Here is a 26,621-nt window from a genome sequence, read left to right as displayed (position 1 = left end):
AATAAGGGAGCTATATGAAACTATAGCTCCCTCACACCTTTTAACGTTCTTTAGTTCACCGGAACAAACTCAGCCAATTGCTTTTCTACTTCGGCAATAACCTTGTCAATTCCTGCTTTTTTCAGTTGCTCACGGTAATCCGCTACAGCAGCTTTAGGATCTTTGCTTGTTTTACCAAGCATCAATTGAATACCAAGCTGGGAATTCACGTTGGAGATGGAAGCAATTTCTGTAGTTACATTCGCTGGATCGAAAGTAAAGCCGTTGTATGGATCATTGATAGCCACTTTATCCCACTCTGCGAACAGAGAGTTACGGATTGGGTTCTCTGTGTCCGTAGGAACTACGAATTTGTCATTACGAAGTGACCAAGCAGCGAAACCTCCGCCGTCTGTTTTTTCGTTAAAGCCTGCAGGCTGCTTTTTAACTCCATTTTCCATGACATATTGCTTACCTTCAATACCGTTTTGGATGAGGTTGTAGTAGCTTTCGTCAGTCATGAACTTCTCGATTACCATCAAAGAACGCTCTGGATTCTCAGAGTTGACACTAATTACGGTAGAGTTATCAACACCCATTTTACGTTTAATCTTCTTGTTAGCTTCTGCAAAAGTATAGAAATCAGTTTCTACCCCTGGTAGTGCAGTCTTATCCCCGCCATATTGACCGAGCCAGTCCTGAGTATGCGTCAAGTAACCCGCGGAGTTTGCTGCTCTGAAGTTATCCTTGCTTCCAAGTGATGAGGACAGTACATCTTTGCCCCAGTATCCCTTGTCTGCCCATTCACGCATCTTCACAGCCCAATCTTCGAATTCTTGGGTGTAGGCTGGAGAGAACACTGTTTTGTAGTCCTCTGCGCTCTTAGTCACTAAATTGATTTCATTTGTTGAGATCCCTGGTGCATTAAGCCACTGACCAGTAGTATCTACGAGCATTCTGAACATATTTTGTGCATCTTCAGCTTTACCATTAATAGGTGGGAATGATTCATTGGCAACTACATTGTCCATGTATTTAACCATATCGTCGATAGATGCAATTTTTTCCATGCCGTATTTTTTCAGCAAGTCTACACGATAAGCATAACCGCTTGGTGTATATTCGCTATAAAGACTCGGAACACCATAGATTTTACCTTTGACCTTCGTATTTTCCCACACACTTGCTGGAATTTCTGCCTTCAGCTTAGGAGCAACTTTGTCGAGCATGTCAGTAATGTCTACCAATGCACCTTCACTTGCTAATGTATAGTAGTTTACCGGTGCTCCAGGAGAAGCATGTGACAAATCAAATGTTTCACCAGAAGCAAATAGCAATGGATATTTCGTTGCAATATCTGGCCAGTCGATATATTTAATTTCTAAAGTTGTATTGATATCTGCCTTGAGTTTTTTGTTAATCTCAGCTAGAATCGCCTTATTTTGAACACCTTCACTGCCCCACAAGTAGTACGTCAGCTTAGCTTCTTTGGAAGTATCGACTCCTCCTGTATTGTTAGCAGATGTTTCTGGTGATTTAGTAGCTGCTGCATCATTGCTAGAAGCATTGTCTTTGGATGATGAGCAAGCTGTAAGTGCCCCCGTAAGCATTAGGACAGCTAGTAAAGAAGACGCCGTTTTTTTACCTTTCATTAGGTAAACCTCCCTTTTTTTCTGTTAATAATGATTGCTTGATTTATAATAAACGCCCTATGAAAAGGAAACGTCCATTAACCCTTTACTGCCCCGATTGTGAGGCCTGTTACGAAGTAACGCTGCACAAATGGATATAGAAGAATAATAGGTCCAGTAGCTAGCACAGCTGTAGCCATTTTAATGGATTGCGTCGGAAGATCAGCAGTATTGATTACCGCCCCCGAATTGACTAGCGCTCCGAGATTCGCCTGATTGACCATTCGCTGCAAGAAGTATTGAAGCGGATACTTCGTCGGATCGTCGATATACAACATTCCGTTATACCATTCATTCCAAAAGCCCAGTGCCGAGAACAATCCAATTGTTGCTAAGGATGGAACTGCTAGTGGAATGAATATCCGCCAATAGATGCGGAAGTCACCGGCGCCGTCAATTGTAGCGGATTCATATAGAGAATCCGGAATAGCTTTCATAAAGTTACGCATTAGGAAGATGGACCAAGCGCCCACTACACCCGGAAGGATCATGGCGAATAAGCTGTCCTTCATATGAAGATGTTTGACCATCAGGATATACGTTGGAATCAAACCACCGCTGAAAAGCGTTGTAAAGTAAATCATAAAGGAGAAGAAATTACGATATTTGAAATCTTTTCGGTTAAGTACGAACCCAGCCATTGACATCATGAATAGTCCAAGTACCGTACCTACTACGGTGATAAAAATCGTAACCTGATAAGCACTTACTAGTTTGCCAGAGTTATTCAACAGCAATTCATAAGCCTTTAATGAGAATTCCTTTGGCCAGAGCTTATAGCCTTCACGGACAATTTCCTGTTCATTCATGAACGAGGAAGAGATCATTAATGCAAAAGGAAATACACAAAATAGTGCAAAGATTGTAATGCAGAGATAGCTGACCGCTTTAATGAGAATACTGCCAGAATCCTGCTTGATTTTTGATTGTTCCACTGATATCACCCCTATTTCGTTTCTGAATTTAGAATAATGCGCTGTCTGGTTCGACCTTACGAACAATAAAGTTTATCACCAGTACCAGAATCAGACCGAATAAGGATTGATAGAAGCCGACTGCCGCACCCATGGAGAAGTTGAATTGCCCCACTAATGAACGGAAGACATAGGTATCAATGATATCCGTCTGCGGATACAGCACGGAGTTAGTACCAATCAGGTTGTAGAATAGGTCGAAGGAGCCTTTAAGAATGCCACCCAATCCGAACAACAGCAATAGAATAAAAGTAGGCTTCAGAATTGGAAGAGTCATGTAGCGAATCCGCTGCCAGGTCGTAGCCCCATCCATATAGGCCGCCTCATACAAATCATGATTAATTCCTGTAATGGTTGCCAAATAGACAATCATACCGTATCCAGTTCCAGCCCAAATCTTAAAGGCAACAATGATATACTTCCAAATCCCAGGGTCAGAGTAAAATTCATAACGATCTAACCCCAAGCTTACAAACATCGTATTAATAAAACCTGAGTTGAAGTTGAACAAGTTGTAGGCAAATACACCGACGATAACCATTGAGATAAAGTTTGGAAGAAGAATGACGGACTGCGTTATCTTCTTGAACCACTTACCTGCTATTTCAGATAACATAATGGCGAAAACGATTTGAATAATATTCCCCAAGGCAAGAAATACAACATTGTAGAGTAGTGTATTTTTGGTAATATTCCAGAGATCACCGTTTTGAAACAGGAACTCAAAGTTCTTAAGGCCAATGAAATTACTACCGAAAATACCCTTATTGAGCTTGTAATCTACGAATGCGACGTAAGCGCCAGGCATTACCGCATAGTGAAAAATAATAAAGTATAGGATTACAGGCAGCAACATTAGAAAAAGCACTTTGTTCTTAATGACTTCCCGGACAATATTTCCACCCGCAAGCTTAATTCTTGCCAATGAGCCCACCTCCAATTTGAAAAATGCATTTCGTCAGATGCATAACTTAGCTTCCTTTCCTGTCCCGCAACCAGCTTAAAACTGATTGCTCATCCTTTATGATAAGGCGTATCGGATGATATAGAAACGTTTCCATAATTTCTTTGAAACTCCCTGTACGAAAATCATACTCCCTAGATGTATGCGCTGTCAATTCATTTTATTTTTGTTTTTCTAGTAATAAAAATCACATTTTACAACCTAAATATAATGAATCGGCCGATTTCACGAAGATAATTGACTTTTTATGGCCTTCGGACTAAGATCGATATGTATCGTTTATGGAAACGTTTCTATCTGTTCTTTCATAACATGTCAGCCTCTATCTATGACGTCTGACGTTGAACTCCCCGTACCGATCTATTACATGTCTCATCCAATAATATTAATCTGCGTATGCACACGGAACAGGGTATTGAAAGCTATCCTTTACTCGGAATCCTCTCCCGCTTAAAGCAGCGGCGAACAGAAATCGCAAGCGCTTTCTTATTGGTATAGCACATCTAATTGTCACAATAACTATCAATGCGCTCACGAGGAAGGTGTTAACCATGACTAAATCTTTTATCCAAGATCTTGTGAACGATATGACTCTGGAAGAAAAACTGGCCCAATTAACCCAGCTAGGCCCTCACTATTGGGGTTTGGATGATACCGTGGATTTAACCGGCCCATTTAAAGAACTGAACATTCAGCCACAGGTGATGGAGAACATAGGAAGTGTTCTGAATGGTATTGGAGCTAGAAATGTGATTGATCTGCAGACCCGGCATTTGCAAGCCAGTCGTCAGAAGATTCCTCTGCTCTTCATGGCGGATGTCATTCATGGCTACAGAACAATTCTTCCGATCCCGCTTGCGATAGGTTGTAGCTTTGATATGGAAGCTTACGAGCGATTTGCTGAAGTTGCAGCCAAAGAGAGCGCAGCTGCCGGCATCCATCTCACTTTCTCACCTATGACAGATCTCGTACGCGATCCGCGCTGGGGACGGGTGATGGAGACGTCCGGTGAGGATCCTTATCTGAATGCCCGTGTAACTGAGAGCATGGTACGGGGCTATCAGGGCAAAGACCTAAAAGAAAAAGGTCGTATCGCTGCCTGTGTGAAGCACTTCGCCGGTTATGGCGCTCCCGAAGGCGGTCGAGAATATAATACGGTCGATATGTCCCTCGGCGTATTACGTGAGTTCTATCTACCAGCCTATAAAGCTGCTGTAGATGCTGGTGTAGCCATGGTGATGGCCGCATTCAATACGATTGACCGTATACCAGCAAGCGGTAATTCCAAACTTCTCCGGGGAATTTTGCGTGAGGAATGGGGCTTCAACGGCGTTACCATTGCCGATTTCAATTCCGTCAATGAGCTAATCCCTCATGGTGCAGCTGAGGATGGCCGTGAAGCAGCGGAGAAAAGTATAGCTGCAGGACTTGATATTGAAATGATGTCCACCCATTATCTAAACCACGGTGCCGGTCTGGTCGAGGAAGGCAAGCTGGATGTCTCTTTGATCGATGAAGCCGTTATCCGAGTGCTAGAACTTAAGGATGCCCTCGGCTTGTTTGACAATCCATTCAAGGATGCAGACCCGTTAGTAGATGAGGCGCCCACGCCGAGCACGGAGAATTTACAAGCAGCGAGAGAGCTGGGTGCCAGCTCAGTGGTACTGCTGAAAAATGACAATGACGCTCTGCCCCTTAAACGCGGTATGAAGATTGGATTGGCTGGTCCCTTCGCTACCTCTATTCATGTGCTGGGCGGCTGGTCTGGAACGGAAAAAGACCCGGCCGTATCACTCTACAACGGCATTTCTCAAAAAACATCTGCCGCAGATATTATTACGGCCATGACGGGTGAGCTGGGAAGCATGCTGGAGGGTGTTTTTGATGTAGAGGATGAAATCGAAGAAGCCTTCCAGCGCCTGAAGGATTGCGATGTAATTCTCGCTGCTGTAGGTGAGAATCAGCAGGATACCGGGGAAGGCGGAAGCAAAACCAATCTGCGCTTGTCGACCAATCAGGAGAAGCTGATCTGGCGTTTGAAAGATACTGGCAAAAAGATTGTTACCATTGTATTTAGCGGCCGACCACTGGAACTAAAACCTGTTCTTGAGGCCAGCGACGCTTTGCTGCAAGCCTGGTTTCTAGGTACAGAATCCGGAAACTCACTAGCTGATGTGCTGTTCGGAGATTATAATCCATCCGGTCGTTTATCTATGAGCTTCCCTTACTCGGTTGGACAAATTCCTATCTATTACAATGCCTATCAGACGGGGCGTCCCTATGATCCCCTATATCCCAATGTACGATATGTAACTCGATATCTGGATTGCCCTAATGACCCTCTCTTCTGCTTTGGCTATGGTCTGAGCTATTCCAGTTTTGATTACAGCAACTTCAATGTTGATGCTGCCGATCGGATTGTTGCCTCCATTGAGGTGGAGAATACTTCAGACATCGCCGGTAAGGAAACCGTTCAACTCTATATCCACGACGTCAGCGCAAGTGTCGTTCGCCCGGTCAAAGAACTGAAGGGCTTCCGGCAAATTACACTCGCAGCGCATGAAAAACAAGTGGTTTCTTTCGAGATCACTAGAGATATGCTGATGTTCTACGGAAAAGACGATCAATTGGTCTACGAGCCCGGAGAATTTGATATTATGATTGGTAGAAACTCCGGAGATCATTTCACACAGCGGATCTGGATCGGCTAACAATATTACACAGTAAGGGAGATACCCCCAATGAGACACAGCTTATCATTTCAGCAAGATGGAACCTTGAAAATTGTACAGTTCACTGATCTTCACTGGATGGATGGAAGAGCCGAAGATCAGCGTACTCGGGAACTGATGGAACGCGTTCTGGAAGCGGAACAACCTGATCTTGTGGTCTTCACGGGAGATCTGATTTACACTGCCCCTGTCTCACCTGGTGAACAGGCGTGTGAAGACCCTGCCCAAGCATTTCGGGATGCTGTCGCTGCTGTTGAGAAAACAGGTACCCCTTGGGCCTTCGTATTTGGCAATCATGATACAGAAACTCTGATTTCCCGCAGTGAACTGATGCAGATTGCATTGGAACATCCCCACTGTCTGGCCGAAGCCGGTCCAGAGGATCTTGAAGGCTCAGGCAATTACACACTTGAAATAAAAGATCACGATGGCCAAGCAGCCGCTGTCCTTTATTTTGTTGACTCCGGCAGCTACTCCGAGATGGAGCATATCCCTGGCTACAATTGGGTTAGTCGGAATCAGATTAACTGGCTAACTGCTGAATCCGCTCGGTTGAATCCTAAAACTGCTGAGAACAGGCTGCCTGCATTAGCTTTCTTCCATATCCCGATTCCCGAATATCGTGAGGTCTGGTCTACACAAGTCTGTCATGGGTATAAGTATGAGCGTGTATGCTCACCTGAGGTTAACTCGGGATTATTCTCGGCTTTGCTTGAAATGGGTGATGTGCTGGGCACCTTCTGCGGACATGACCATATCAATGATTTTACGGGCAGCCTGTATGGCATACGTCTTTCCTATGGCCGTGCTACCGGCTACAATACTTATGGAAAAGAAGGCTTTATGCGGGGCGCACGCGTCATCAGACTGACCCAAGGCACCCAAGACTTCGATACCTGGCTTCGTCTTGAAGATGGATCTGTCCTGCTGGAACAGCCAATTCATCAGCCTGAACCTGCTGCCGGTTCAGAACATTAATCGTCTTACTTTATTGTCTGCAATCATCTTTGCTCATTCATAGTTATAAAAAGAACCCGCATAGTGCAGGTTCTTTTTTATGTTCCAATATTAGCTTGTTCCCATACTCCCCATTACATCGCTTTTTTTGTTAAAATAGAGTAGTCGACGTATTAAGCACTACAGCGTCAGTCATGGAACGGAGGCAAGTACCTGTGGATTATATTATTCTGGACATCGAATTCAACGGCCGTAAGTTTGCCAGCGAGCACCCTATGGAGGTCATTGAGATTGGAGCTGTCCGGTTAGACTCTTCATTGCAGTATAAGGATGAATTCTCTTCCTTGATCAAACCCATATATTTCTCTACCCTTAATTCTTTTATTAAGAAAAAAACCGGGATTCCCCAAGAGGAAATCGATATTGCACCCCGCTTCCCGAAAGTCATCACTGCTTTTAGAGAGTGGCTTGATCTAAGTACAGACGGAGTTCTGCTACTAACTTGGGGCGGCGAGGACATGAAGCGTATCATTCAGGATGTGCGCATGCATAAAATGGACGACTCCTACTGGATGTCCGCAACCTATTTCGATTTACTGAAGGGTGTACTGCGGGCTCGCGGCCTAAGCAATGATGTCAGCGTGGAAAGCGCGATGGCTTTGTTTGAACTTGAGCCGTCTGGATCTGCTCACCGAGCACTGGATGATGCAAAGATGACTTCGGAGATCTTCCGTGCTGTATTTAAGGATCTGGATTTCGAGCGCTCACAGCATTACGTAGATACCTTCTCTAATGCCAAAGAACGCAAGACGGTCAAAATCGCCATTAAAGCGATGAACTCACAAAAAATAGTGCCAACCTGGGACCTTGTTCTTGAACACTACTTCTCAGACAAAACCACCCTAACCGATCCTCGGAAATTAGAGGAATTACAGAATTATTTTGCGGCGCAGATGGGTCAAAAATAACTTCAAACATCAGCAAACTATAACAGCGGCAGTCTTCCCAATGATCTTCAGCGGGTAACTGCCGCTGTTTTGGGTACGCTAAAAAAACATTTGACCTTCACGCTACGTAAAGGTGTACATTGAGTTTGTAGGAGGTGATACTACGGAATACACAGTACAGAAGCTCGCAGAGCTAGCTGGAATCAGCACGCGAACCCTGCGCTACTACGATGAGTTTGGCATTCTTAAGCCGGCGAGAATCAACTCCTCGGGGTATCGTATCTATGGCCGTGCCGAAGTAGATCTACTACAGCAAATTTTATTTTATCGAGAGCTCGGCTTAAGCCTGGAACGAATCAAAGCTATAATGACCGAACCGTCCTTCGACGGGGCCAAGGCGCTACGGGAGCATCATGACAAGCTGCTTGAAAAGAGACATCAATTAGACCTATTAATTGCTAACGTCGAACAGACGCTGGCTCACCAAGAAGGGAGAATGACCATGAGTGACGCTGAAAAATTCGAAGGCTTTAAGCAAAAGCTGGTAGACGATAACGAGAAGAAATACGGTCAAGAAATTCGGGAGAAATACGGGGACAGCACCGTGGATCAATCCAACAAGAAGCTTAAAGGCATGACAGAGGAGCAATATGCGACTATACAGCAGCTTGAGGAGGAGATGTTCGAGACGCTAGTGCAGGCAATGGAGCATGGAGATCCTGCCAGTGTATTGGCGCAAAAAAGTGCTGACCTGCACCGCCAGTGGCTCTCCTTCTACTGGGATTCCTATTCCAAAGAGGCGCATGCTGGTGTTGCGCAAATGTATGTTGATGATGAGCGTTTTACCAAGTATTATGACAAGCGGAGCCCTGGACTTGCTGCTTTCTTAAGGGATGCTGTTCACGTATACACGGGAACAAAATAATGAAATAGAAATAGAGCGACATCGGAAATCCGGTTGCCGCTCTATTTCTATTATTCGGAACCTTGCAATAACTCCTATAGACTGCGATGCAGCAGCGACAGTACATTGCGCAGCTCAACCACAGCAATCTGACCTGGTGCAGAAGGCTTATGCGCCGCTCCGAAGGTTAGCGCTGAACCGAAAACTTCTCCGGCTAAACGGCTGATTACCCCAGCTCCCGCCATGGACATCGTTATAATCGGGCGGTCCGCATATTGTTCTTTCATCTTATGGGTAGCTTCTAGTAAAGTCAGCACATCCCCCGCATCCTGAGGCATCACCGCGATTTTGGGCAAGTCCCCGCCAAGCTCCTGTGCCTTGCGTAATCGCGAGATAATCTCCTCTTGAGAAGGTGTTCCGTGAAAATCATGATTCGATATAATAACAGCCACGTTATGAATATGAGCAGTCTCGACTAGTAACTTTACATCCTGTTCCTCATTGAATAATTCAACATCTATTATATCTGCTAATCCGCTTTCGGCAGCAGCTATATTTAACGCTATGTAATATTCCGTGCTGACCTGCTTTTCGCCGCCTTCTTTGGCACTCCGAAAAGTAAAAATCAGTGGTAACTCCGGAATTACAGAATGAATTTGTTTTAACGCTGACTTAACCGCCTCTACGTCTTCAACTTCATCAAAAAAATCCGTCCGCCACTCCACCAAATCGGGACTCAGTTCTTTCAACGCTTCAGCTTCCTGTTTCAATTCAGACAAGGTAGCTCCAATCAACGGAACACATATTTTAGGAATTCCTTCGCCGATGATCACATTTTTAACAGTTACTGTCCTGCTCATAATTTCAGCCCCTTATCCAGTCGTCTACTATAGATTCTGTACTCGTTTATTCTACTACCGATACATGTTTTAGAAACTGTTCAACCTCTGATAACTGCGGCAGCGATGGGATTGCGCCTTCTTTCCCTACAGCCAGTGCTCCAACAGCGTTAGCGAAGCTCACAGCTTCTTCCAACGTTTTGCCTAAAACCAATTGCTGGGCTAATGCCCCATTGAATGAATCTCCCGCAGCAACCGTATCTATCGCCTTGACAGGGAATCCCGGAACTGACTTAGCACCCTCAGCATTAACGATTAATGCACCTTTAGATCCCAAGGTAACGATAACGTTCTTAACACCCTTTTGCAGCAAAATACGGGCCGCCTGCTCAGCAGTCTCTAAACTATCTACCGTCATTCCAGTCAAAATCCCCGCTTCAGTCTCATTAGGAGTCAGATACGATACTTGACCCAGCATCTCATCTTTAAGCACTCTTGCTGGTGCTGGATTCAGAATGACCGGAATTCCATAACGATGTGCAATAGCAATAGCATGCTCACTCATCGCCAGTTCCATTTCAAGCTGCATCACAATCATCTCAGCCTGGCTAATCACAGACTCTAACGCCTTTATATCGTCCACAGATAGATCAATATTCGCTCCGGGTACAACGATAATCCGATTCTCTCCATCTTCTTCAATAACGATTGAGGCTACGCCCGTTGCCTCAGTTTCGCTCACCGAGATATGCTCTATATGAATACCCTCTTGCTTAATAATCTCCAGCATTTCGCTTCCAAAGGTATCTTTTCCGACGCTGCCGATCATACTAACCTCAGCACCTAGACGGGCTGCAGCAACGGCTTGATTCGCTCCCTTTCCACCGGGAGATAGAGAAAATGCTTGTCCCATAAGTGTTTCTCCTGCATTCGGTGCCCGGTTCGTACGTACTACCATATCCATATTTAAGCTTCCAATCACAACTATACCCAACTTAGACACCACCATTAATTATTTCTTCAATCTCTTTATCTTAGGGTCTTCCCTTCACTTTATCAATCACTTCCGTCGATTTTGCCCCTAATTGGCTATTTTCACCAAATTGACGTTATGCTTTTACAGATAAAGTGTGCTAGAATAATGTTGTGCAATCGCTTCCACAACGATTGTTGACTGTTTTTTGAGCAAACGTTTGCATCGTAGATAATGCCAGCAGCTTTACTGCAATTCAATCTAATCCGCGATTAGGAGGCTTATCAAGTGAACGAACAAAAATTACCATCAGTAGCTTATTTCAGTATGGAGTACGGGTTACATTCCGATTTCAAAATGTATGCCGGAGGGCTTGGAATTCTTGCCGGTGACTACATTAAGGGAGCCAAAGATATCAACGCTCCTATCATCCCTATTGGGCTGAAGTGGAAACAAGGTTATACGGACCAAAAGATTGATGCGAACGGAAATCCGTACGACTCCTATCACAATTATGTTTATGATTTTCTAGAAGATACAGGGGTTAAGGTAACCGTTAAAGTCAGAAAGACCGATGTGGTGTGCAAAGTATGGAAGACTGATTATTTTGGCAACAGCACGTTGTATTTACTGGATACGGATATCCCCGAGAATAATGATGCCTGGATTACCGGACAATTGTACGGCTGGTTTGGCGAGGAACGAATCGCACAAGAGATCGTACTGGGTATCGGTGGAGTCAAAGCTATGCGTGCGCTAGGAATTCCGATTGATGTCTATCATTTCAACGAAGGTCATGCAGCCTTAGCAGCCATCGAGCTAATCCGTGAGAAAATGTCAGGAGGCAACACCTTTGAGGAAGCTTGGAAAGCTACTCGGGAAGAGGTTGTGTTCACTACACATACGCCGATAAAAGAAGGCAACGAAACCCATCCGCTAGATCGTCTAGAGTACATGAGTGCATTCAATGGTTTAAGCCGCGAGCAGATGGAGCGAATCGGTGGTGATCCGTTCAACATGACGGTTGCCGGTCTGCGACTCTCCCGCATATCTAATGCAGTAGCGCAGCTTCATGCGGATACAGCTAATAAAATGTGGAAAGAGGTTGCTGGAAGATCGGATATCATTGGTATTACTAATGCTATTCATACCCCTACTTGGGTAGATGAAAGAATCACGCAAGCCTATGAAGAAAATGGCGATCTATGGGCAGTACATCAAGAAATTAAGGGTGAACTGATTGATTTTATCAAAGAACGGTCCGGCATTAGTCTAAATGCTGACAATCTACTCATTGGCTTCTCACGCAGAGCTGCTCCTTATAAACGTAGTGACCTGATTTTCTCGCAGCCGGAAATTATTGAGCCTTATCTGGAGTCTGGAAAAATACAAATCGTCTTCTCTGGCAAAGCCCATCCGCTCGATGATAACGGCAAAAAAATTGTCAGCAATCTAGTGGCGATGATGAAAAAATATCCGAAAAGTGTTGTCTTCTTGGAGAACTACGATATGACTATCGGAGCACAGCTGACGCGCGGTTCTGATATTTGGCTCAACAATCCGCGTAGACCGCTGGAAGCAAGCGGAACCTCCGGGATGAAAGCAGCTATGAACGGCGTATTGAACTGTTCCATACTAGATGGCTGGTGGCCGGAAGCCTGTATAGATGGCGAGAATGGCTGGCAGATTGGAGACGGCTTTGAGACAACCGACTTCGAGGTTCTGGATAAGCATGATAGTGATGCGTTATACGACACCTTATTAAATCGTGTACTCCCTACCTATTACGAGAATCAGGACAAGTGGGTACAAATGATGAAGAAGAGTATTGAAACGACTCGTACCGAATTTGCCACCAAACGAATGCTAGATGAATATTACAACAGAATGTATATTAAATAATAAGTGTAGAAAACGGATATCTTTCTTTCAAAAAAGTACAGCGTACCCCTCCAGCGATGGTAGAGGTACGCTGTTTCTTTTTTATTCTGGTTAGCAATTAATCACTAGATCTATCATATACTTCTGAATGTGACGGCGATTACCACATACTGTAATGTGTCAATTATTCAAAAAGTATTGCATTTTCTCCAAAAAACATTAATATAGAACTTATACTAAATCTAAAATCAAATCTTACGAGGTGATACTATTAATGAGCTCCAATAATAATAATAATCTTACAACCAGCTGGGGTGCTCCAGTAGGCGACAATCAAAACTCAATGACAGCCGGTGATCGCGGTCCTACTTTGCTACAAGATGTTCATCTGCTTGAGAAATTAGCCCACTTTAACAGAGAACGTGTTCCTGAACGCGTCGTTCATGCTAAAGGCGCTGGCGCTCATGGGTACTTTGAGGTCACTCAAGATTTGACCCAATATACAAAAGCAAATTTCTTGTCCGAGGTAGGCAAGCGTACACCTCTGTTCATCCGTTTCTCAACGGTAGCTGGTGAGCTAGGTTCTGCTGATACTGTTCGGGACCCTCGTGGTTTTGCTGTGAAATTCTATACCGAAGAAGGAAACTATGATCTCGTAGGTAACAATACACCTGTATTCTTCGTTCGTGATGCACTCAAGTTCCCTGATTTTATTCATACACAGAAGCGTGATCCACAGACACACTTAAAGAACCCTAATGCGGTTTGGGACTTCTGGTCTTTATCGCCGGAATCTCTACATCAGGTTACGATTTTGATGTCAGATCGCGGAATTCCAGCTACACTGAGACATATGCACGGGTTCGGAAGCCACACCTTCAAGTGGGTAACTGCCGAAGGCAATGCCGTCTGGGTGAAATATCACTTCAAAACAGAACAAGGCATTAAGAACCTTGCTCCAGATCTTGCCGCCAAAATAGCTGGGGAGAACCCAGATTATCATACAGAAGACTTGTTCAATGCTATTGATAAAGGAGATTTCCCTGCGTGGAAGCTCTACGTGCAGATTATGCCGATTGAAGATGCGAACACTTACCGCTTTGATCCATTCGATGTAACCAAAGTATGGTCACAAAAGGATTATCCATTAATTGAGGTTGGCCGCATGGTACTGGATCGCAATCCAGAGAACTACTTTGCGGAAGTAGAGCAAGTTACGTTCTCTCCTGGCTCTTTCGTCCCTGGTATTGAAGCTTCTCCTGATAAATTGCTACAGGGTCGACTGTTTGCTTATGGCGATGCTCACCGTCACCGTGTAGGACCTAACCATAACAGCCTGCCTATCAACCGTCCAAAGGTAGAAGTGAAGAACTATCAACGTGACGGCGGTATGGCACTCGGCAACAATGGCGGATCAGGTGCTTATTACGAGCCTAACAGCTTAGGTGGACCTAAAGAAGCACCACAGTACAAAACATCACCATTCGAAGTATCTGGAAATGCCGACAGTGTCTCCTATAATAGTGATGATCATTACACACAACCTGGTGACTTGTATCGCCTGATGAGTGAAGAAGAACGTACCCGTCTTGTTCAAAATATCGTAGGCGCTATGACACCCGTTGAAAGTAACGATATTAAACTTCGTCAAATTGTACATTTTTATAAAGCTGATCCAGAATTGGGGCAGCGTGTCGCATCCGGTTTAGGATTATCTGTCCCAGACGGAGTGTAAGACTGTAAATGTACTTATACAAAAAAAGAGGACCTTTACCCGTAATGGGGAAGGTCCTCTTTGTTTGTAAGAAAAGTTATCGATTTAAGTATTTCAATTTAGGGGCTAATTAGCTAAACATATAATACATAAGGACGATCACGATGCACAGCGTGGAGACAACCGATAAGCATGAAAAAAACGTATTCCAGTTATTGCCTTTCATTTGTCTTATACACGACCAGTATTGTGCTTCTTTGATGCTCTGCCCCATCACGTGAAGATTTAACTATCGAACCGTAACAGATATTCACAATCTGTTCCTCCCGCAGCCCTGCCAAAAACTCATTTGCCTTATTCTCAGCATACGAATTATCCGCATCTACAAACTCTTTTACTTGAATCATCCTGATCTCTCCTTTGATAAATTTATTAGTTAATTTTTATGTCTAGATTCTATAGGTAAACTCAACGAAATGTACATGGCGCGTATCACTCCCCTGGTAACATTAATGTAAAAACATCATCGAAATATAGTATAGGCATTCCGCAGTTTTCTACGAAATGCCTATAACATCAGCCTATCATAGCACCCAAATATGTAATAGTCAAACGTTTTAAATACAATATTTAGTAAGAATTAATTGCCTTTACAAAATGGATTGGATTTACATATAGAAGCTGTTATACTGATCAGAAGGTTCCCTCTAGGGGACCTCTATTTGTATAGGAGGGATTTTAATATGGCAACGCGTCATAACAAATTTGCAAAGAATGTGCTACTTAGAGGGGGTGAAATCTACTATGAACCATAGTCTAATTTATGAAGGCTCAAGGACACAATTGGTCCAGCAGCTTATATATTTTGATGAGGAAAAAATCGCATTTCTAAATCAATATTTCCCGGAACGAAGTAAACAAAGAAGCCATGCTGAAACGTTGCTGTCCCGTTATTGCTCCGAGCTGGAACAATTACTATCCCGTTTTAATGGAGAAGAATTGAACTCACTCGTATTGATTGGAAGTCAGCTTCAGCTTCGTTACTTAGACGACAATACTACAGATACCTACACCATCGTATTTCCAAACCAGGCTGAACCCAATGATAACAAGATTTCAATGTTCTCGCCTATTGGCATGCAGCTACTGTTAGCTCAGATCGGTAGCACATGCCAGTTAGCCATACCTTCAGGTGAACTGTCGGTAATGATCGAAAGTATTAAGTTTGTGAATTGTGGTGAGGTAGCCGTTCTTATTTAAGCCAACCCACGCATATCCACCAACGTAAACAGCGTCCTCTTCCTTATGACGGGAAAGGGACGCTGTTCTTATGTTCATACCTTGCATCGATTATTCGTATTTTTATTTTAGCCTCAATCCATCTGCGAGCTTGCTAACTGATTTCTCGATACGAGATGCTCTGGTTTCAGGTCTTTTCGCCGCTTCGATCCAAGATACATATTCCTTCTGATAAGAATAAGCCAGACCGTTGTAATAAGCTTCTGCCTGCTCATGGCTACTCAGCGCATCAAGGAAATCCTCTGGAGCTTCTACCTCTCGTAATTGATGATCCTGCTCCATCGTCACACGCACAATATCACCAGGTTGAGCTTTGGCTAGATCCCGTAGTTCTTTCTTTACCACCATAAAATACTTTCCGTTTCCATGGGGCATAAGCGTTCCTCTATAGGGGATTCCATTTACAGTTCCTTTTACCTGTACCCTGGACTTTGTTTCAAATATTTGTTCGGCATCAAAAGGGACGTTAAGATAAGTCCAGCTCCCACTTGCATCAGGTCGCACTAATTTAGCTTCGAATTCAAACATAGCTACCTCCTCAACTAAAAGCCCTAAGTTCTATTGTATCCATATGAATGTAACTATACAAAAAAACACCTGCCTATAATAGACAGGTGTTTCTTAATTATAAGCGGGTGATGGGAATCGAACCCACGCTATCAGCTTGGAAGGCTGAAGTTCTACCATTGAACTACACCCGCAAAGGTATAAAATCGGGATGACACGATTTGAACATGCGACCCCCTGGTCCCAAACCAGGTGCTCTACCAAGCTGAGCTACATCCCGTCAAAACATGTAATGACTTAGTAATAAAAATGGCGCGCCCTGAGAGATTCGAACTCCCGGCCTTTTGATTCGTAGTCAAACGCTCTATCCAGCTGAGCTAAGGGCGCAAAAATTATGGAGCGGAAGACGGGAATCGAACCCGCGACCCTCGCCTTGGCAAGGCGATGCTCTACCGCTGAGCCACTTCCGCAAAATATGGTGCGCGTGAAGGGACTTGAACCCCCACGTCGTGAAACGCCAGATCCTAAGTCTGGTGCGTCTGCCATTCCGCCACACGCGCACACTTTAAAAATAATGGTGAGCCATGAAGGACTCGAACCTTCGACACCCTGATTAAAAGTCAGGTGCTCTACCAACTGAGCTAATGGCTCTCATAAATGGCTGGGGATATAGGATTTGAACCTATGCATGACGGAGTCAAAGTCCGTTGCCTTACCGCTTGGCTAATCCCCAACAATAATTAACTAAATGGCGGAACCGACGAGATTCGAACTCGCGATCTCCTGCGTGACAGGCAGACATGTTAGGCCAACTACACCACGGTTCCACAGACATAATGCATAAATGTAAATTGGTTGCGGGGGCAGGATTTGAACCTGCGGCCTTCGGGTTATGAGCCCGACGAGCTACCGGGCTGCTCCACCCCGCGTCATTTAATAAGTATATACTATTCATTTACACTACGCCAGCTAGTCCCAAAACATCATGCTTAAGAAAATTTGGTTGCGGGGGCAGGATTTGAACCTGCGGCCTTCGGGTTATGAGCCCGACGAGCTACCGGGCTGCTCCACCCCGCGTCGTTCTTAAATGAATATGGTGGAGGCTGAGGGGATCGAACCCCCGACCCTCTGCTTGTAAGGCAGATGCTCTCCCAGCTGAGCTAAGCCTCCATGTTATGACCCGTATGGGATTCGAACCCATGTTACCTCCGTGAAAGGGAGGTGTCTTAACCCCTTGACCAACGGGCCATGCTAATAAACTTTATGGCGGAGAGAGAGATACTCTCACTACTATCGAGATTGCGAAGCATTCCTAACGAAGCTTATGCTTCAACGAACCACCAAGGCTTCTCATCCCTAACAGGGAAGTAAATTCATGGCGGAGAGAGAGGGATTCGAACCCTCGAGACGCTTGTGGCGCCTACACGATTTCCAATCGTGCTCCTTCGGCCAAACTCGGACACCTCTCCATAAATGGCTCCCCGAACAGGACTCGAACCTGTGACAACTCGATTAACAGTCGAGTGCTCTACCAACTGAGCTATCAGGGAATATGGTGGGCCTTAGTGGACTCGAACCACCGACCTCACCCTTATCAGGGGTGCGCTCTAACCAGCTGAGCTAAAGGCCCTTTTAAGACATACGAATATTAAGGGCAAAAAAAATACCACGGGTAATGTGGTTGTCCGCTTGGCGGCGTCCTACTCTCCCAGGACCCTTCGGTCCAAGTACCATCGGCGCTGGAGGGCTTAACGGTCGTGTTCGGGATGGGTACGCGTGGAACCCCTCCGCTATCGCCACCAAACGGGCATTACAGCGTAATGCTCAGGCTTAATCGCCTGAAAACTGAATCCGAATTGAATTTGCATTTTAAGTATAGGATAAGCCCTCGACCGATTAGTATTGGTCAGCTCCATGCATTACTGCACTTCCACCTCCAACCTATCTACCTCGTCGTCTTCAAGGGGTCTTACTAATTGGGAAATCTCATCTTGAGGGGGGCTTCACGCTTAGATGCTTTCAGCGCTTATCCCGTCCGTACGTAGCTACCCAGCCATGCTTCTGGCGAAACAACTGGTGCACCAGCGGTACGTCCATCCCGGTCCTCTCGTACTAAGGACAGCTCCTCTCAAATTTCCTGCGCCCACGACAGATAGGGACCGAACTGTCTCACGACGTTCTGAACCCAGCTCGCGTACCGCTTTAATGGGCGAACAGCCCAACCCTTGGGACCTACTTCAGCCCCAGGATGCGATGAGCCGACATCGAGGTGCCAAACCTCCCCGTCGATGTGGACTCTTGGGGGAGATAAGCCTGTTATCCCCAGGGTAGCTTTTATCCGTTGAGCGATGGCCCTTCCATGCGGTACCACCGGATCACTAAGTCCGACTTTCGTCCCTGCTCGACTTGTAGGTCTCGCAGTCAAGCTCCCTTATGCCTTTGCACTCTTCGAATGATTTCCAACCATTCTGAGGGAACCTTGGAACGCCTCCGTTACTCTTTAGGAGGCGACCGCCCCAGTCAAACTGCCCGCCTGACACGGTCCCCGTACCCGATTAGGGCACTAGGTTAGAACCTAGATACGATCAGGGTGGTATCCCAACGGCGCCTCCACCGAAGCTTGCGCTCCGATTTCTACGGCTCCCACCTATCCTGTACAGATCGTACCCAAATTCAATATCAAGCTGCAGTAAAGCTCCATGGGGTCTTTCCGTCTTGTCGCGGGTAACCTGCATCTTCACAGGTATTAAAATTTCACCGGATCTCTCGTTGAGACAGCGCCCAAGTCGTTACGCCATTCGTGCGGGTCAGAATTTACCTGACAAGGAATTTCGCTACCTTAGGACCGTTATAGTTACGGCCGCCGTTTACTGGGGCTTCGGTTCATAGCTTCGGGTTACCCCTAACCACTCCCCTTAACCTTCCAGCACCGGGCAGGCGTCAGCCCGTATACTTCGCCTTGCGGCTTCGCACAGACCTGTGTTTTTGCTAAACAGTCGCTTGGGCCTTTTCACTGCGGCCCCCTCGTGCTATTCACACTACCGGGGCACCCCTTCTCCCGAAGTTACGGGGTCATTTTGCCGAGTTCCTTAACGAGAGTTCTTCCGCGCGCCTTAGAATTCTCTTCTCGCCTACCTGTGTCGGTTTGCGGTACGGGCACCTTCTCCTGGCTAGAGGCTTTTCTTGGCAGTGTGAGATCATGACCTTCGCTACTACAATTTTCGCTCCCCATCACAGCCCAGCCTTAACGATGTGCGGATTTGCCTACACATCAGCCTCACTGCTTAGACGGACATATCCATCAGTCCGCGTCACTACCCTCCTGCGTCACCCCATCGCTCATAGCGGATTACGGTGGTACAGTAATTTCAAACTGTTGTCCTTCGACTACGCCTTTCGGCCTCGCCTTAGGTCCCGACTTACCCTGAGCGGACGAGCCTTCCTCAGGAAACCTTGGGCTTTCGGCGGATCAGATTCTCACTGATCTTTTCGTTACTCATACCGGCATTCTCACTTGTATGCTGTCCAGCGCTCCTTACGGTACACCTTCAACCCACATACAACGCTCCCCTACCCCAGATACATAGTATCTAGCCATAGCTTCGGTGGTGTGTTTAGCCCCGTTACATTTTCGGCGCAGAGTCACTCGACCAGTGAGCTATTACGCACTCTTTCAATGGTGGCTGCTTCTAAGCCAACATCCTGGTTGTCTGTGCAACTCCACATCCTTTCCCACTTAACACACACTTGGGGACCTTAGCTGATGGTCTGGGCTGTTTCCCTTTTGACAATGGATCTTAGCACTCACTGTCTGACTCCCGGCAATAAGTATATGGCATTCGGAGTTTGACTGAGCTTGGTAATCCTTGCGGACCCCGCACCCAATCAGTGCTCTACCTCCACTACTCTTATACCGAGGCTAGCCCTAAAGCTATTTCGGGGAGAACCAGCTATCTCCGAGTTCGATTGGAATTTCTCCGCTACCCCCACCTCATCCCCGCACTTTTCAACGTGCGTGGGTTCGGGCCTCCAGTGCGTGTTACCGCACCTTCACCCTGGACAGGGGTAGATCACACGGTTTCGGGTCTACGTCCACATACTGAGTCGCCCTATTCAGACTCGCTTTCGCTGCGGCTCCGTCTTCTCGACTTAACCTTGCATGTTAAACGTAACTCGCCGGTTCATTCTACAAAAGGCACGCCATCACCCATAAATAGGGCTCTGACTTTTTGTAAGCACACGGTTTCAGGTTCTATTTCACTCCCCTTCCGGGGTGCTTTTCACCTTTCCCTCACGGTACTGTTTCACTATCGGTCGCCAGGTAGTATTTAGCCTTAGCAGATGGTCCTGCTGGATTCATACGGGGTTTCACGTGCCCCGCACTACTCGGGATCCGTCTCGGAGAGAACACAGTTTAGGCTACAGGGCTTTTACCTCTATCGCGGGCCTTTCCAGACCTCTTCACCTACCATATTCCTTTGTAACTCCATGTGAGACGTCCCACAACCCCTAAGAGCAAGCTCTTAGGTTTAGGCTGTTCCGCGTTCGCTCGCCGCTACTGACGGAATCACTATTGTTTTCTCTTCCTCAGGGTACTTAGATGTTTCAGTTCCCCTGGTCTGCCTCTACATACCCTATGTATTCAGGTATGAGTAACTGCGAATTACCACAGCTGGGTTTCCCCATTCGGACACCCCCGGATCAAAGCTTGCTTACAGCTCCCCGAGGCAGTTTCGTTGTTCGCCACGTCCTTCGTCGGCTCCTGGCGCCTAGGCATCCTCCGTGTGCTCTTATTAGCTTAACCTTGATTTTTCTTTCGAAAAATCTCACTAATAACATTTACTTGTTTGCACAAGTTGCTAAAAGATGTTCTAAAACGCAAATTCGTTTCGGTATCCAGTTTTCAAGGATCAAGTCTTACTTGAGAGCTTAAACTCTCAAAACTGAGCAACGAGTGAGTAACAGGCCTAAACCTGAGATTGTGGAAGTTTAACTTCCGATTTGAATGTCTTCATTGCAGAAGACGATTCTCCATAGAAAGGAGGTGATCCAGCCGCACCTTCCGATACGGCTACCTTGTTACGACTTCACCCCAATCATCTACCCCACCTTCGGCGGCTGGCTCCCTTGCGGGTTACCCCACCGACTTCGGGTGTTGTAAACTCTCGTGGTGTGACGGGCGGTGTGTACAAGACCCGGGAACGTATTCACCGCGGCATGCTGATCCGCGATTACTAGCAATTCCGACTTCATGCAGGCGAGTTGCAGCCTGCAATCCGAACTGAGACCGGCTTTGATGGGATTGGCTCCACCTCGCGGCTTCGCTTCCCGTTGTACCGGCCATTGTAGTACGTGTGTAGCCCAGGTCATAAGGGGCATGATGATTTGACGTCATCCCCACCTTCCTCCGGTTTGTCACCGGCAGTCACTCTAGAGTGCCCAACATTACTTGCTGGCAACTAAAGTTAAGGGTTGCGCTCGTTGCGGGACTTAACCCAACATCTCACGACACGAGCTGACGACAACCATGCACCACCTGTCTCCTCTGTCCCGAAGGCCGCTGCTATCTCTAGCAGATTCAGAGGGATGTCAAGACCTGGTAAGGTTCTTCGCGTTGCTTCGAATTAAACCACATACTCCACTGCTTGTGCGGGTCCCCGTCAATTCCTTTGAGTTTCAGTCTTGCGACCGTACTCCCCAGGCGGAGTGCTTACTGTGTTAACTTCGGCACCAAGGGTATCGAAACCCCTAACACCTAGCACTCATCGTTTACGGCGTGGACTACCAGGGTATCTAATCCTGTTTGCTCCCCACGCTTTCGCGCCTCAGCGTCAGTTACAGCCCAGAAAGTCGCCTTCGCCACTGGTGTTCCTCCACATATCTACGCATTTCACCGCTACACGTGGAATTCCACTTTCCTCTTCTGTACTCAAGTCACCCAGTTTCCAGTGCGACCTTAGGTTGAGCCCAAGGTTTAAACACCAGACTTAAATGACCGCCTGCGCGCGCTTTACGCCCAATAATTCCGGACAACGCTTGCCCCCTACGTATTACCGCGGCTGCTGGCACGTAGTTAGCCGGGGCTTTCTTCTCAGGTACCGTCACTCCGGTAGCAGTTACTCTACCGGACGTTCTTCCCTGGCAACAGAGCTTTACGATCCGAAAACCTTCATCACTCACGCGGCGTTGCTCCGTCAGACTTTCGTCCATTGCGGAAGATTCCCTACTGCTGCCTCCCGTAGGAGTCTGGGCCGTGTCTCAGTCCCAGTGTGGCCGTTCACCCTCTCAGGTCGGCTACGCATCGTCGCCTTGGTGGGCCGTTACCCCACCAACTAGCTAATGCGCCGCAGGCCCATCCCTCAGTGACAGATTGCTCCGTCTTTCATTCTTCCTTCAGGAGAAAAAAGAAATTATCCGGTATTAGCTACCGTTTCCGGTAGTTATCCCAGTCTAAGGGGCAGGTTGCCTACGTGTTACTCACCCGTCCGCCGCTAAGTTATTTTGAAAGCAAGCTTTCAAAATAACTCCGCTCGACTTGCATGTATTAGGCACGCCGCCAGCGTTCGTCCTGAGCCAGGATCAAACTCTCCAATTAGTATTGAAAAGAGCGATATGCTCATTTTGAAACATCTGACGAGAAAATTAATTCTCTAATTTGGAATTCACTTTCGTGATTTCCTACTCACTCGTTGTTCAGTTTTCAAAGATCAAGTTCTCGTTGGCGCCGTTTAATGTCTCAGCAGCAACTCTTATACTATATCATGTTCGGCTATTTAATGTCAAGCTCTTTTTTTAAAATTCTTTTTCGAGCTCGGCATGTGTATTTCTTGGCCGGACTTAGAATATATCATGTATAGAGATTGATTGCAACACTTTTTTATAAATTAATATTACTTCGCATTCCGTTACTTCATCTTCTTCCGCCTCCGCTTACTTTAGTAAGGGTTTGAACAGTTTAAGAGTTCTTCTAAAAACCGCAATAAACACAAAGGAGGCCCAGCAGATAAGCTGAGCCCCTTTGTTTGATACTTACTAAGCTTGAGTTCATTTCACACTGATACTAGTTTATTTCTGCCCTTTTTCTAACAAGGAAAGGATTATAGTAACTGCCTCTGCTCTTGTTGCCTTTTGGTTAGGTGCAAATTTATTCTGCCCTACACCATTCACAAGGCCTGATTTCGCTGCTGCTGCAATATACGGCACAGCCCATGCTGGTACATCCTTAGCATCATTGAAGGTTAATGTCGCTTTAGGATCTACTGTAATTCCAAGAGCACGAACAACCATAACTGCTAATTCTGTACGCGTCAGCTCCTATGTAGGTCGGAATGTCCCATCATCATAGCCACTGATAATTCGCAAAGATACAGCCTGTGCTACAAAAGACTTTGCCCATGCTGGAATCTTCGCAGAATCCTTAAAGCTTGATGTATCACCATTGTCCGGCAATTGCAAAGCACGCGCCAGCATTGTGATAAATTCAACCCGATTTACTTTCTGATTCGGACGGAAAGTATCATCCGGATAACCACTAACAAAACCAGCTGCTACTGCTTTCTCGATAACAGCAGCTGCCCAGTGATTGCTAGTATCCGTTAAAGATGGCTTACTAACTGGCGTTGCAGTTGGGGAAGGCGGCGTTGTTGGTGCTGTTGTAGCTGTTGGCGCTACTGTTGGCGTTGGTGTTGCTGTCGGTTTTGTTGTTGGTGCTGTTGTTGGCGCTGTTGTTGGCGCTGTTGTTGGTGCTGTTGTTGGTGCTGTTGTTGGTGCTGTTGTTGGTGCTGTTGTTGGTGTCGGTGTTGGTGTTGGTGTTGGTGTTGGTGTTGGTGTTGGTGTAACTCCACCATTCTCATCACCTTTAACAATGCCGAACTCTTCAAGAACATATGGTTTAGCCTCATTAACATTCTGATCAATCTCATAAGATACAGCTGTCAGCTTCCCTGCATCTACAGTGATACCAACAAAGGTCTGAACTTGACCGCGCATTGGACGCGTAGCATCACTTGGGTCCGCTCCGTATTTAGCAGCTGTATTCTCGTTGGCTACTTCAAAGAGGTTATAATACGCATCTCCCAACTCAGGTTTCATGTTCTTGTAGTAAACCTTTGCTCCTGCTGTAGCTGGAATCAGATAGATCGTTCCATCTGGGTTTACTGTGTACTCCACAGTTTGACCATTGAAGCTTTCCTTGATCTTCACTGTGTCTGCTGCAGTTCCGTCAGCCTTGATTGGCTTCGTCCGTGCATAAATATGATCGTGGCCTTGAAGAACCAAGTCAATGCCCAGTTCAGCCATCATTGGAGCGACTTTCGCTCTTTCTCCATTTGCACCCATAATATCTTTGTCAGTAGCGTGGTTAGAGGTTGTGTATGGTCCTTTATGCATAGCGACGATAATCCACTTCGCTCCAGCAGCCTTCGCTGCTTTTACATCGGCCTTCATCCAATCCAACTGTGCTTTGCTGAAGTTAGCATATTCGTCCGAATTCTCATTCGTGTTCAAGACTACAAAGTGCGCATTGCTGTAATCATAGGAATAGTATGCTCCTGTTTCTGTCGGTGAGCCTGCTGCTTCCTTAATATTGTAGTGCTCATAGAAGGCATTCGCTTTATCCTCATGGTTCCCCGCAACTGGAACAATAGTCGTATTGAGCAAGGTTTCCTGCGAATGGCCAAGCAACCAATTCCACTGTGATTCATTGGTTCCAGTATCTACGATATCTCCGTTAATCGCCACAAACTCTGCATTTGGGAATGTCGTAAGTGCTTTTGCCATCGTTTCACCGGAAAGAATCGCTTCATCTTCCGTCTTAGCCTGTGTGTCTGCCAGATCAATGAAAGTAAATGCACCTGTCTTAGCAGCAGTTTCGAAAGTTCCCACTGCACTCCACAATCCTAGTGCTTTATCACCTACACGGAAGTAGTATTTCGTATCAGCCTTAAGGTCAGAAGCTTCAGCTTTATGAACTAATTCATTCTTTGAATTTCTGGAAACAGCTGAACGTCCTGTAAACTCAGCAGCTTTTGTAAAGTCTGGAGTAACGCCCGTATTCTCTACAACCTGCAGGTCGCTTCCTGCAGATTTCAACGCTGTGTACCAAGTGAATCCTTTAGCACTAACTGGGTCACCGTTAAAGGTAACGGTAACTTTTTTGATAGCATCGGTAGAAGCAACTTTAGCTTCTGAATTTGTTCTGTCACTTACAGCTTTGATAACAAATTGATAGGTTTGGTTTGGATTAGTATTTTCTACAGTGTAACTATAAGAAGTTTGACCTTCTGCATTAGGAACACTGACCGTCCAATTTGCAGATACCAGATCATTTTGCTCATAAATGCGATATCCCGATACTGGTGCACCGGATGCAGGCGCATCCCAAGTTAACGTGACTTTACCGCCATCTGCTACAGTAGCTTTTGCATTCTGCACAGGTTTAACAGCTACGTCAGACTTATGAATGCTGTACTTATCATACAAGTCTGTAGTTCCACCAGTTGTTGTGGTGTAGGCTTCGTACGAGAATTCATCGTTAGTTACAGTCATTCCTGTGAACATTTCCTTACCAGGCTGTTCGTATTTAGCTGCAAAAGGAAACGGACCTGCGCCAACATTATATTTTTTATTGCCCGCAGCATTTGTAATCAGGTATAGCGTACCCTTAGGATCAGTTACCACTCCGTTTTTGTCCGGCTTAATATCCGTCAACGGCTGATTGTTGTACATTTGATAGCTTCTAGTATAGGTGTGGTCATGTCCACCGATAACCATGTCAATACCAAGCTCATCAAATACCTTTGTCAAATTAGCTCTGTAATAGAGTACATCTGTATCATTTGTGTGACTGGCAACAGAATAAGGTGATTTATGCAAGAGCACAACCTTCCACTTCTGATCGCTTCTCGCGGCTTCACTGCGTAGCCACTCTACTTGTTTATTGTAAATTTCATTATTCTCAAGATTCGAGCTAGCACCATAATATTCTGTATTAATAACCATAAAGTGTGCTGAACCATAGTCAAAAGAATAAACAGAGCCTTCTGGTTTCGCGCCCGTATTTGAGACATTAGGTAAATTAAAATGAGTTGTGTAATTGCTATAACTCTTACTTTCGTGATTACCTACCAGTGGAACCAATGGAATATTTGCTAGAATATCCTTTGGTTTATTGAAGAACCATCCCCATTGCTCCTCAATATCACCGTTGTCTACCAAATCACCGGAATTCAGAATGAATTCGCTTGTCGGGAATTTAGCCAA

General features: G+C 45.8%; 16 protein-coding genes, 15 tRNA genes and 3 rRNA genes. 7 read left to right on the top strand and 27 right to left on the bottom strand.

Translation table 11 applies throughout. The annotated features are described in order from the left end of the window. Positions 1 to 50: 50 nt before the first annotated feature. The 3 genes from NSU15_RS04095 to NSU15_RS04085 all read right to left on the bottom strand — a co-directional run bounded on the left by NSU15_RS04095 (position 51) and on the right by NSU15_RS04085 (position 3,569). On the bottom strand, positions 51 to 1,631 hold the full coding sequence (locus tag NSU15_RS04095) for a DUF3502 domain-containing protein (RefSeq protein ID WP_339268871.1): 1,581 nt from the start codon (positions 1,629 to 1,631) through the stop codon (positions 51 to 53). A gap of 77 nt (positions 1,632 to 1,708) precedes the next feature. Continuing rightward, positions 1,709 to 2,605, bottom strand: a complete 897-nt coding sequence (locus NSU15_RS04090; protein ID WP_339289297.1) for a carbohydrate ABC transporter permease — start codon at positions 2,603 to 2,605, stop codon at positions 1,709 to 1,711. A gap of 28 nt (positions 2,606 to 2,633) precedes the next feature. Next, positions 2,634 to 3,569: an ABC transporter permease subunit gene (locus NSU15_RS04085; RefSeq protein WP_231574041.1), complete on the bottom strand. Its 936-nt coding sequence runs from the start codon at positions 3,567 to 3,569 to the stop codon at positions 2,634 to 2,636. Positions 3,570 to 4,159: 590 nt separating this feature from the next. On the opposite strand from NSU15_RS04085, the gene bglX reads away from it, so the two are divergent. From bglX to NSU15_RS04065, 4 genes are all read left to right on the top strand, one after another. Then, positions 4,160 to 6,319: a beta-glucosidase BglX gene (gene bglX, locus NSU15_RS04080; protein WP_339289295.1), complete on the top strand. Its 2,160-nt coding sequence runs from the start codon at positions 4,160 to 4,162 to the stop codon at positions 6,317 to 6,319. Between the two features lie 30 nt (positions 6,320 to 6,349). Next, complete coding sequence (locus tag NSU15_RS04075) at positions 6,350 to 7,318, top strand: metallophosphoesterase family protein (RefSeq protein ID WP_339289293.1); 969 nt, start codon at positions 6,350 to 6,352, stop codon at positions 7,316 to 7,318. A gap of 194 nt (positions 7,319 to 7,512) precedes the next feature. After that, positions 7,513 to 8,265, top strand: coding sequence for a 3'-5' exonuclease (locus tag NSU15_RS04070; RefSeq protein WP_042124264.1), 753 nt, complete (start codon positions 7,513 to 7,515; stop codon positions 8,263 to 8,265). A 112-nt stretch (positions 8,266 to 8,377) separates the two neighbouring features. Further along, entirely contained in the window at positions 8,378 to 9,169 is a 792-nt protein-coding gene (locus tag NSU15_RS04065) for a MerR family transcriptional regulator (protein ID WP_339289291.1), read from the top strand. A gap of 74 nt (positions 9,170 to 9,243) precedes the next feature. On the opposite strand, the gene aroD is transcribed toward NSU15_RS04065, so the two are convergent. Further along, entirely contained in the window at positions 9,244 to 10,008 is a 765-nt protein-coding gene (aroD, locus tag NSU15_RS04060) for a type I 3-dehydroquinate dehydratase (RefSeq protein WP_339289289.1), read from the bottom strand. A 46-nt stretch (positions 10,009 to 10,054) separates the two neighbouring features. Further along, positions 10,055 to 10,996: a ribokinase gene (gene rbsK / locus NSU15_RS04055; RefSeq protein WP_339289287.1), complete on the bottom strand. Its 942-nt coding sequence runs from the start codon at positions 10,994 to 10,996 to the stop codon at positions 10,055 to 10,057. 252 nt (positions 10,997 to 11,248) lie between these two features. On the opposite strand from rbsK, the gene glgP reads away from it, so the two are divergent. Both glgP and katA read left to right on the top strand, forming a co-directional pair. Then, positions 11,249 to 12,862, top strand: a complete 1,614-nt coding sequence (gene glgP / locus NSU15_RS04050) for an alpha-glucan family phosphorylase (protein ID WP_042124258.1) — start codon at positions 11,249 to 11,251, stop codon at positions 12,860 to 12,862. A gap of 253 nt (positions 12,863 to 13,115) precedes the next feature. Next, positions 13,116 to 14,576 carry a catalase KatA gene (gene katA, locus NSU15_RS04045; RefSeq protein ID WP_339289285.1) on the top strand — a complete coding sequence of 487 codons (1,461 nt, stop codon included), beginning with the start codon at positions 13,116 to 13,118 and terminating at the stop codon, positions 14,574 to 14,576. 191 nt (positions 14,577 to 14,767) lie between these two features. Here katA and NSU15_RS04040 read toward each other — a convergent pair whose 3' ends face one another. Beyond that, positions 14,768 to 14,962 (bottom strand): sporulation protein Cse60, encoded by a 195-nt coding sequence (locus NSU15_RS04040; RefSeq protein ID WP_042124253.1) that lies wholly within the window; start codon positions 14,960 to 14,962, stop codon positions 14,768 to 14,770. 397 nt (positions 14,963 to 15,359) lie between these two features. Here NSU15_RS04040 and NSU15_RS04035 point away from each other — a divergent pair, with 397 nt between their 5' ends. Then, a complete protein-coding gene (locus tag NSU15_RS04035) occupies positions 15,360 to 15,815 on the top strand; it encodes a GreA/GreB family elongation factor (protein WP_042124251.1) in 456 nt (151 codons plus the stop codon). A gap of 102 nt (positions 15,816 to 15,917) precedes the next feature. Here the strand turns inward: NSU15_RS04035 and NSU15_RS04030 are convergent, their stop codons facing one another. The 21 genes from NSU15_RS04030 to NSU15_RS03930 all read right to left on the bottom strand — a co-directional run bounded on the left by NSU15_RS04030 (position 15,918) and on the right by NSU15_RS03930 (position 26,621). Continuing rightward, on the bottom strand, positions 15,918 to 16,382 hold the full coding sequence (locus NSU15_RS04030) for a YdeI/OmpD-associated family protein (RefSeq protein WP_339289282.1): 465 nt from the start codon (positions 16,380 to 16,382) through the stop codon (positions 15,918 to 15,920). A 102-nt stretch (positions 16,383 to 16,484) separates the two neighbouring features. Beyond that, positions 16,485 to 16,555, bottom strand: a tRNA-Gly gene (locus NSU15_RS04025). Positions 16,556 to 16,567: 12 nt separating this feature from the next. After that, positions 16,568 to 16,641: transfer RNA gene (locus NSU15_RS04020), tRNA-Pro, on the bottom strand. Positions 16,642 to 16,671: 30 nt separating this feature from the next. Then, positions 16,672 to 16,748: transfer RNA gene (locus NSU15_RS04015), tRNA-Arg, on the bottom strand. Positions 16,749 to 16,756: 8 nt separating this feature from the next. Further along, positions 16,757 to 16,831, bottom strand: a tRNA-Gly gene (locus tag NSU15_RS04010). Between the two features lie 6 nt (positions 16,832 to 16,837). After that, positions 16,838 to 16,921 (bottom strand) — tRNA-Leu (locus tag NSU15_RS04005). Between the two features lie 15 nt (positions 16,922 to 16,936). Next, positions 16,937 to 17,012, bottom strand: a tRNA-Lys gene (locus tag NSU15_RS04000). Between the two features lie 7 nt (positions 17,013 to 17,019). Beyond that, a tRNA-Gln gene (locus tag NSU15_RS03995) sits at positions 17,020 to 17,094 on the bottom strand. 16 nt (positions 17,095 to 17,110) lie between these two features. Beyond that, positions 17,111 to 17,188 (bottom strand) — tRNA-Asp (locus NSU15_RS03990). A gap of 25 nt (positions 17,189 to 17,213) precedes the next feature. Beyond that, positions 17,214 to 17,290 (bottom strand) — tRNA-Met (locus NSU15_RS03985). A gap of 71 nt (positions 17,291 to 17,361) precedes the next feature. Next, positions 17,362 to 17,438 (bottom strand) — tRNA-Met (locus NSU15_RS03980). Between the two features lie 17 nt (positions 17,439 to 17,455). Further along, positions 17,456 to 17,531 (bottom strand) — tRNA-Val (locus NSU15_RS03975). 6 nt (positions 17,532 to 17,537) lie between these two features. Further along, positions 17,538 to 17,609: transfer RNA gene (locus tag NSU15_RS03970), tRNA-Glu, on the bottom strand. A gap of 128 nt (positions 17,610 to 17,737) precedes the next feature. After that, positions 17,738 to 17,830 (bottom strand) — tRNA-Ser (locus NSU15_RS03965). A 5-nt stretch (positions 17,831 to 17,835) separates the two neighbouring features. After that, positions 17,836 to 17,911, bottom strand: a tRNA-Asn gene (locus NSU15_RS03960). A gap of 3 nt (positions 17,912 to 17,914) precedes the next feature. Then, positions 17,915 to 17,991 (bottom strand) — tRNA-Ile (locus tag NSU15_RS03955). A 57-nt stretch (positions 17,992 to 18,048) separates the two neighbouring features. Continuing rightward, positions 18,049 to 18,165 (bottom strand): 5S ribosomal RNA (gene rrf, locus NSU15_RS03950). A gap of 72 nt (positions 18,166 to 18,237) precedes the next feature. Beyond that, positions 18,238 to 21,165 (bottom strand): 23S ribosomal RNA (locus NSU15_RS03945). 233 nt (positions 21,166 to 21,398) lie between these two features. Beyond that, positions 21,399 to 22,956 (bottom strand): 16S ribosomal RNA (locus NSU15_RS03940). Together the 16S, 23S and 5S rRNA genes with 15 tRNA genes alongside form the textbook arrangement of a ribosomal RNA operon. 470 nt (positions 22,957 to 23,426) lie before the next feature. Then, positions 23,427 to 23,648: an S-layer homology domain-containing protein gene (locus tag NSU15_RS03935; protein WP_339289280.1), complete on the bottom strand. Its 222-nt coding sequence runs from the start codon at positions 23,646 to 23,648 to the stop codon at positions 23,427 to 23,429. 27 nt (positions 23,649 to 23,675) lie between these two features. After that, positions 23,676 to 26,621 (bottom strand): metallophosphoesterase, encoded by a 2,946-nt coding sequence (locus tag NSU15_RS03930; protein ID WP_339289278.1) that lies wholly within the window; start codon positions 26,619 to 26,621, stop codon positions 23,676 to 23,678.

It is taken from the genome of Paenibacillus sp. FSL E2-0201, assembly GCF_037963325.1.
GTDB lineage: Bacteria > Bacillota > Bacilli > Paenibacillales > Paenibacillaceae > Paenibacillus_AQ.
This window is presented reverse-complemented; position numbering and strand designations above follow the sequence as displayed.

Excerpts from the sequence above, each read along its gene's own strand:
- bglX (WP_339289295.1), top strand. The coding sequence starts at position 4,160 with ATGACTAAATCTTTTATCCAAGATCTTGTGAACGATATGACTCTGGAA.
- katA (WP_339289285.1), top strand. The coding sequence starts at position 13,116 with ATGAGCTCCAATAATAATAATAATCTTACAACCAGCTGGGGTGCTCCA.
- NSU15_RS03935 (WP_339289280.1), bottom strand. The coding sequence starts at position 23,648 with ATGGTTGTTCGTGCTCTTGGAATTACAGTAGATCCTAAAGCGACATTA.
- NSU15_RS04095 (WP_339268871.1), bottom strand. The coding sequence starts at position 1,631 with ATGAAAGGTAAAAAAACGGCGTCTTCTTTACTAGCTGTCCTAATGCTT.
- NSU15_RS04040 (WP_042124253.1), bottom strand. The coding sequence starts at position 14,962 with ATGATTCAAGTAAAAGAGTTTGTAGATGCGGATAATTCGTATGCTGAG.
- NSU15_RS04075 (WP_339289293.1), top strand. The coding sequence starts at position 6,350 with ATGAGACACAGCTTATCATTTCAGCAAGATGGAACCTTGAAAATTGTA.
- aroD (WP_339289289.1), bottom strand. The coding sequence starts at position 10,008 with ATGAGCAGGACAGTAACTGTTAAAAATGTGATCATCGGCGAAGGAATT.
- NSU15_RS04035 (WP_042124251.1), top strand. The coding sequence starts at position 15,360 with ATGAACCATAGTCTAATTTATGAAGGCTCAAGGACACAATTGGTCCAG.
- NSU15_RS04030 (WP_339289282.1), bottom strand. The coding sequence starts at position 16,382 with ATGTTTGAATTCGAAGCTAAATTAGTGCGACCTGATGCAAGTGGGAGC.
- rbsK (WP_339289287.1), bottom strand. The coding sequence starts at position 10,996 with ATGGTGGTGTCTAAGTTGGGTATAGTTGTGATTGGAAGCTTAAATATG.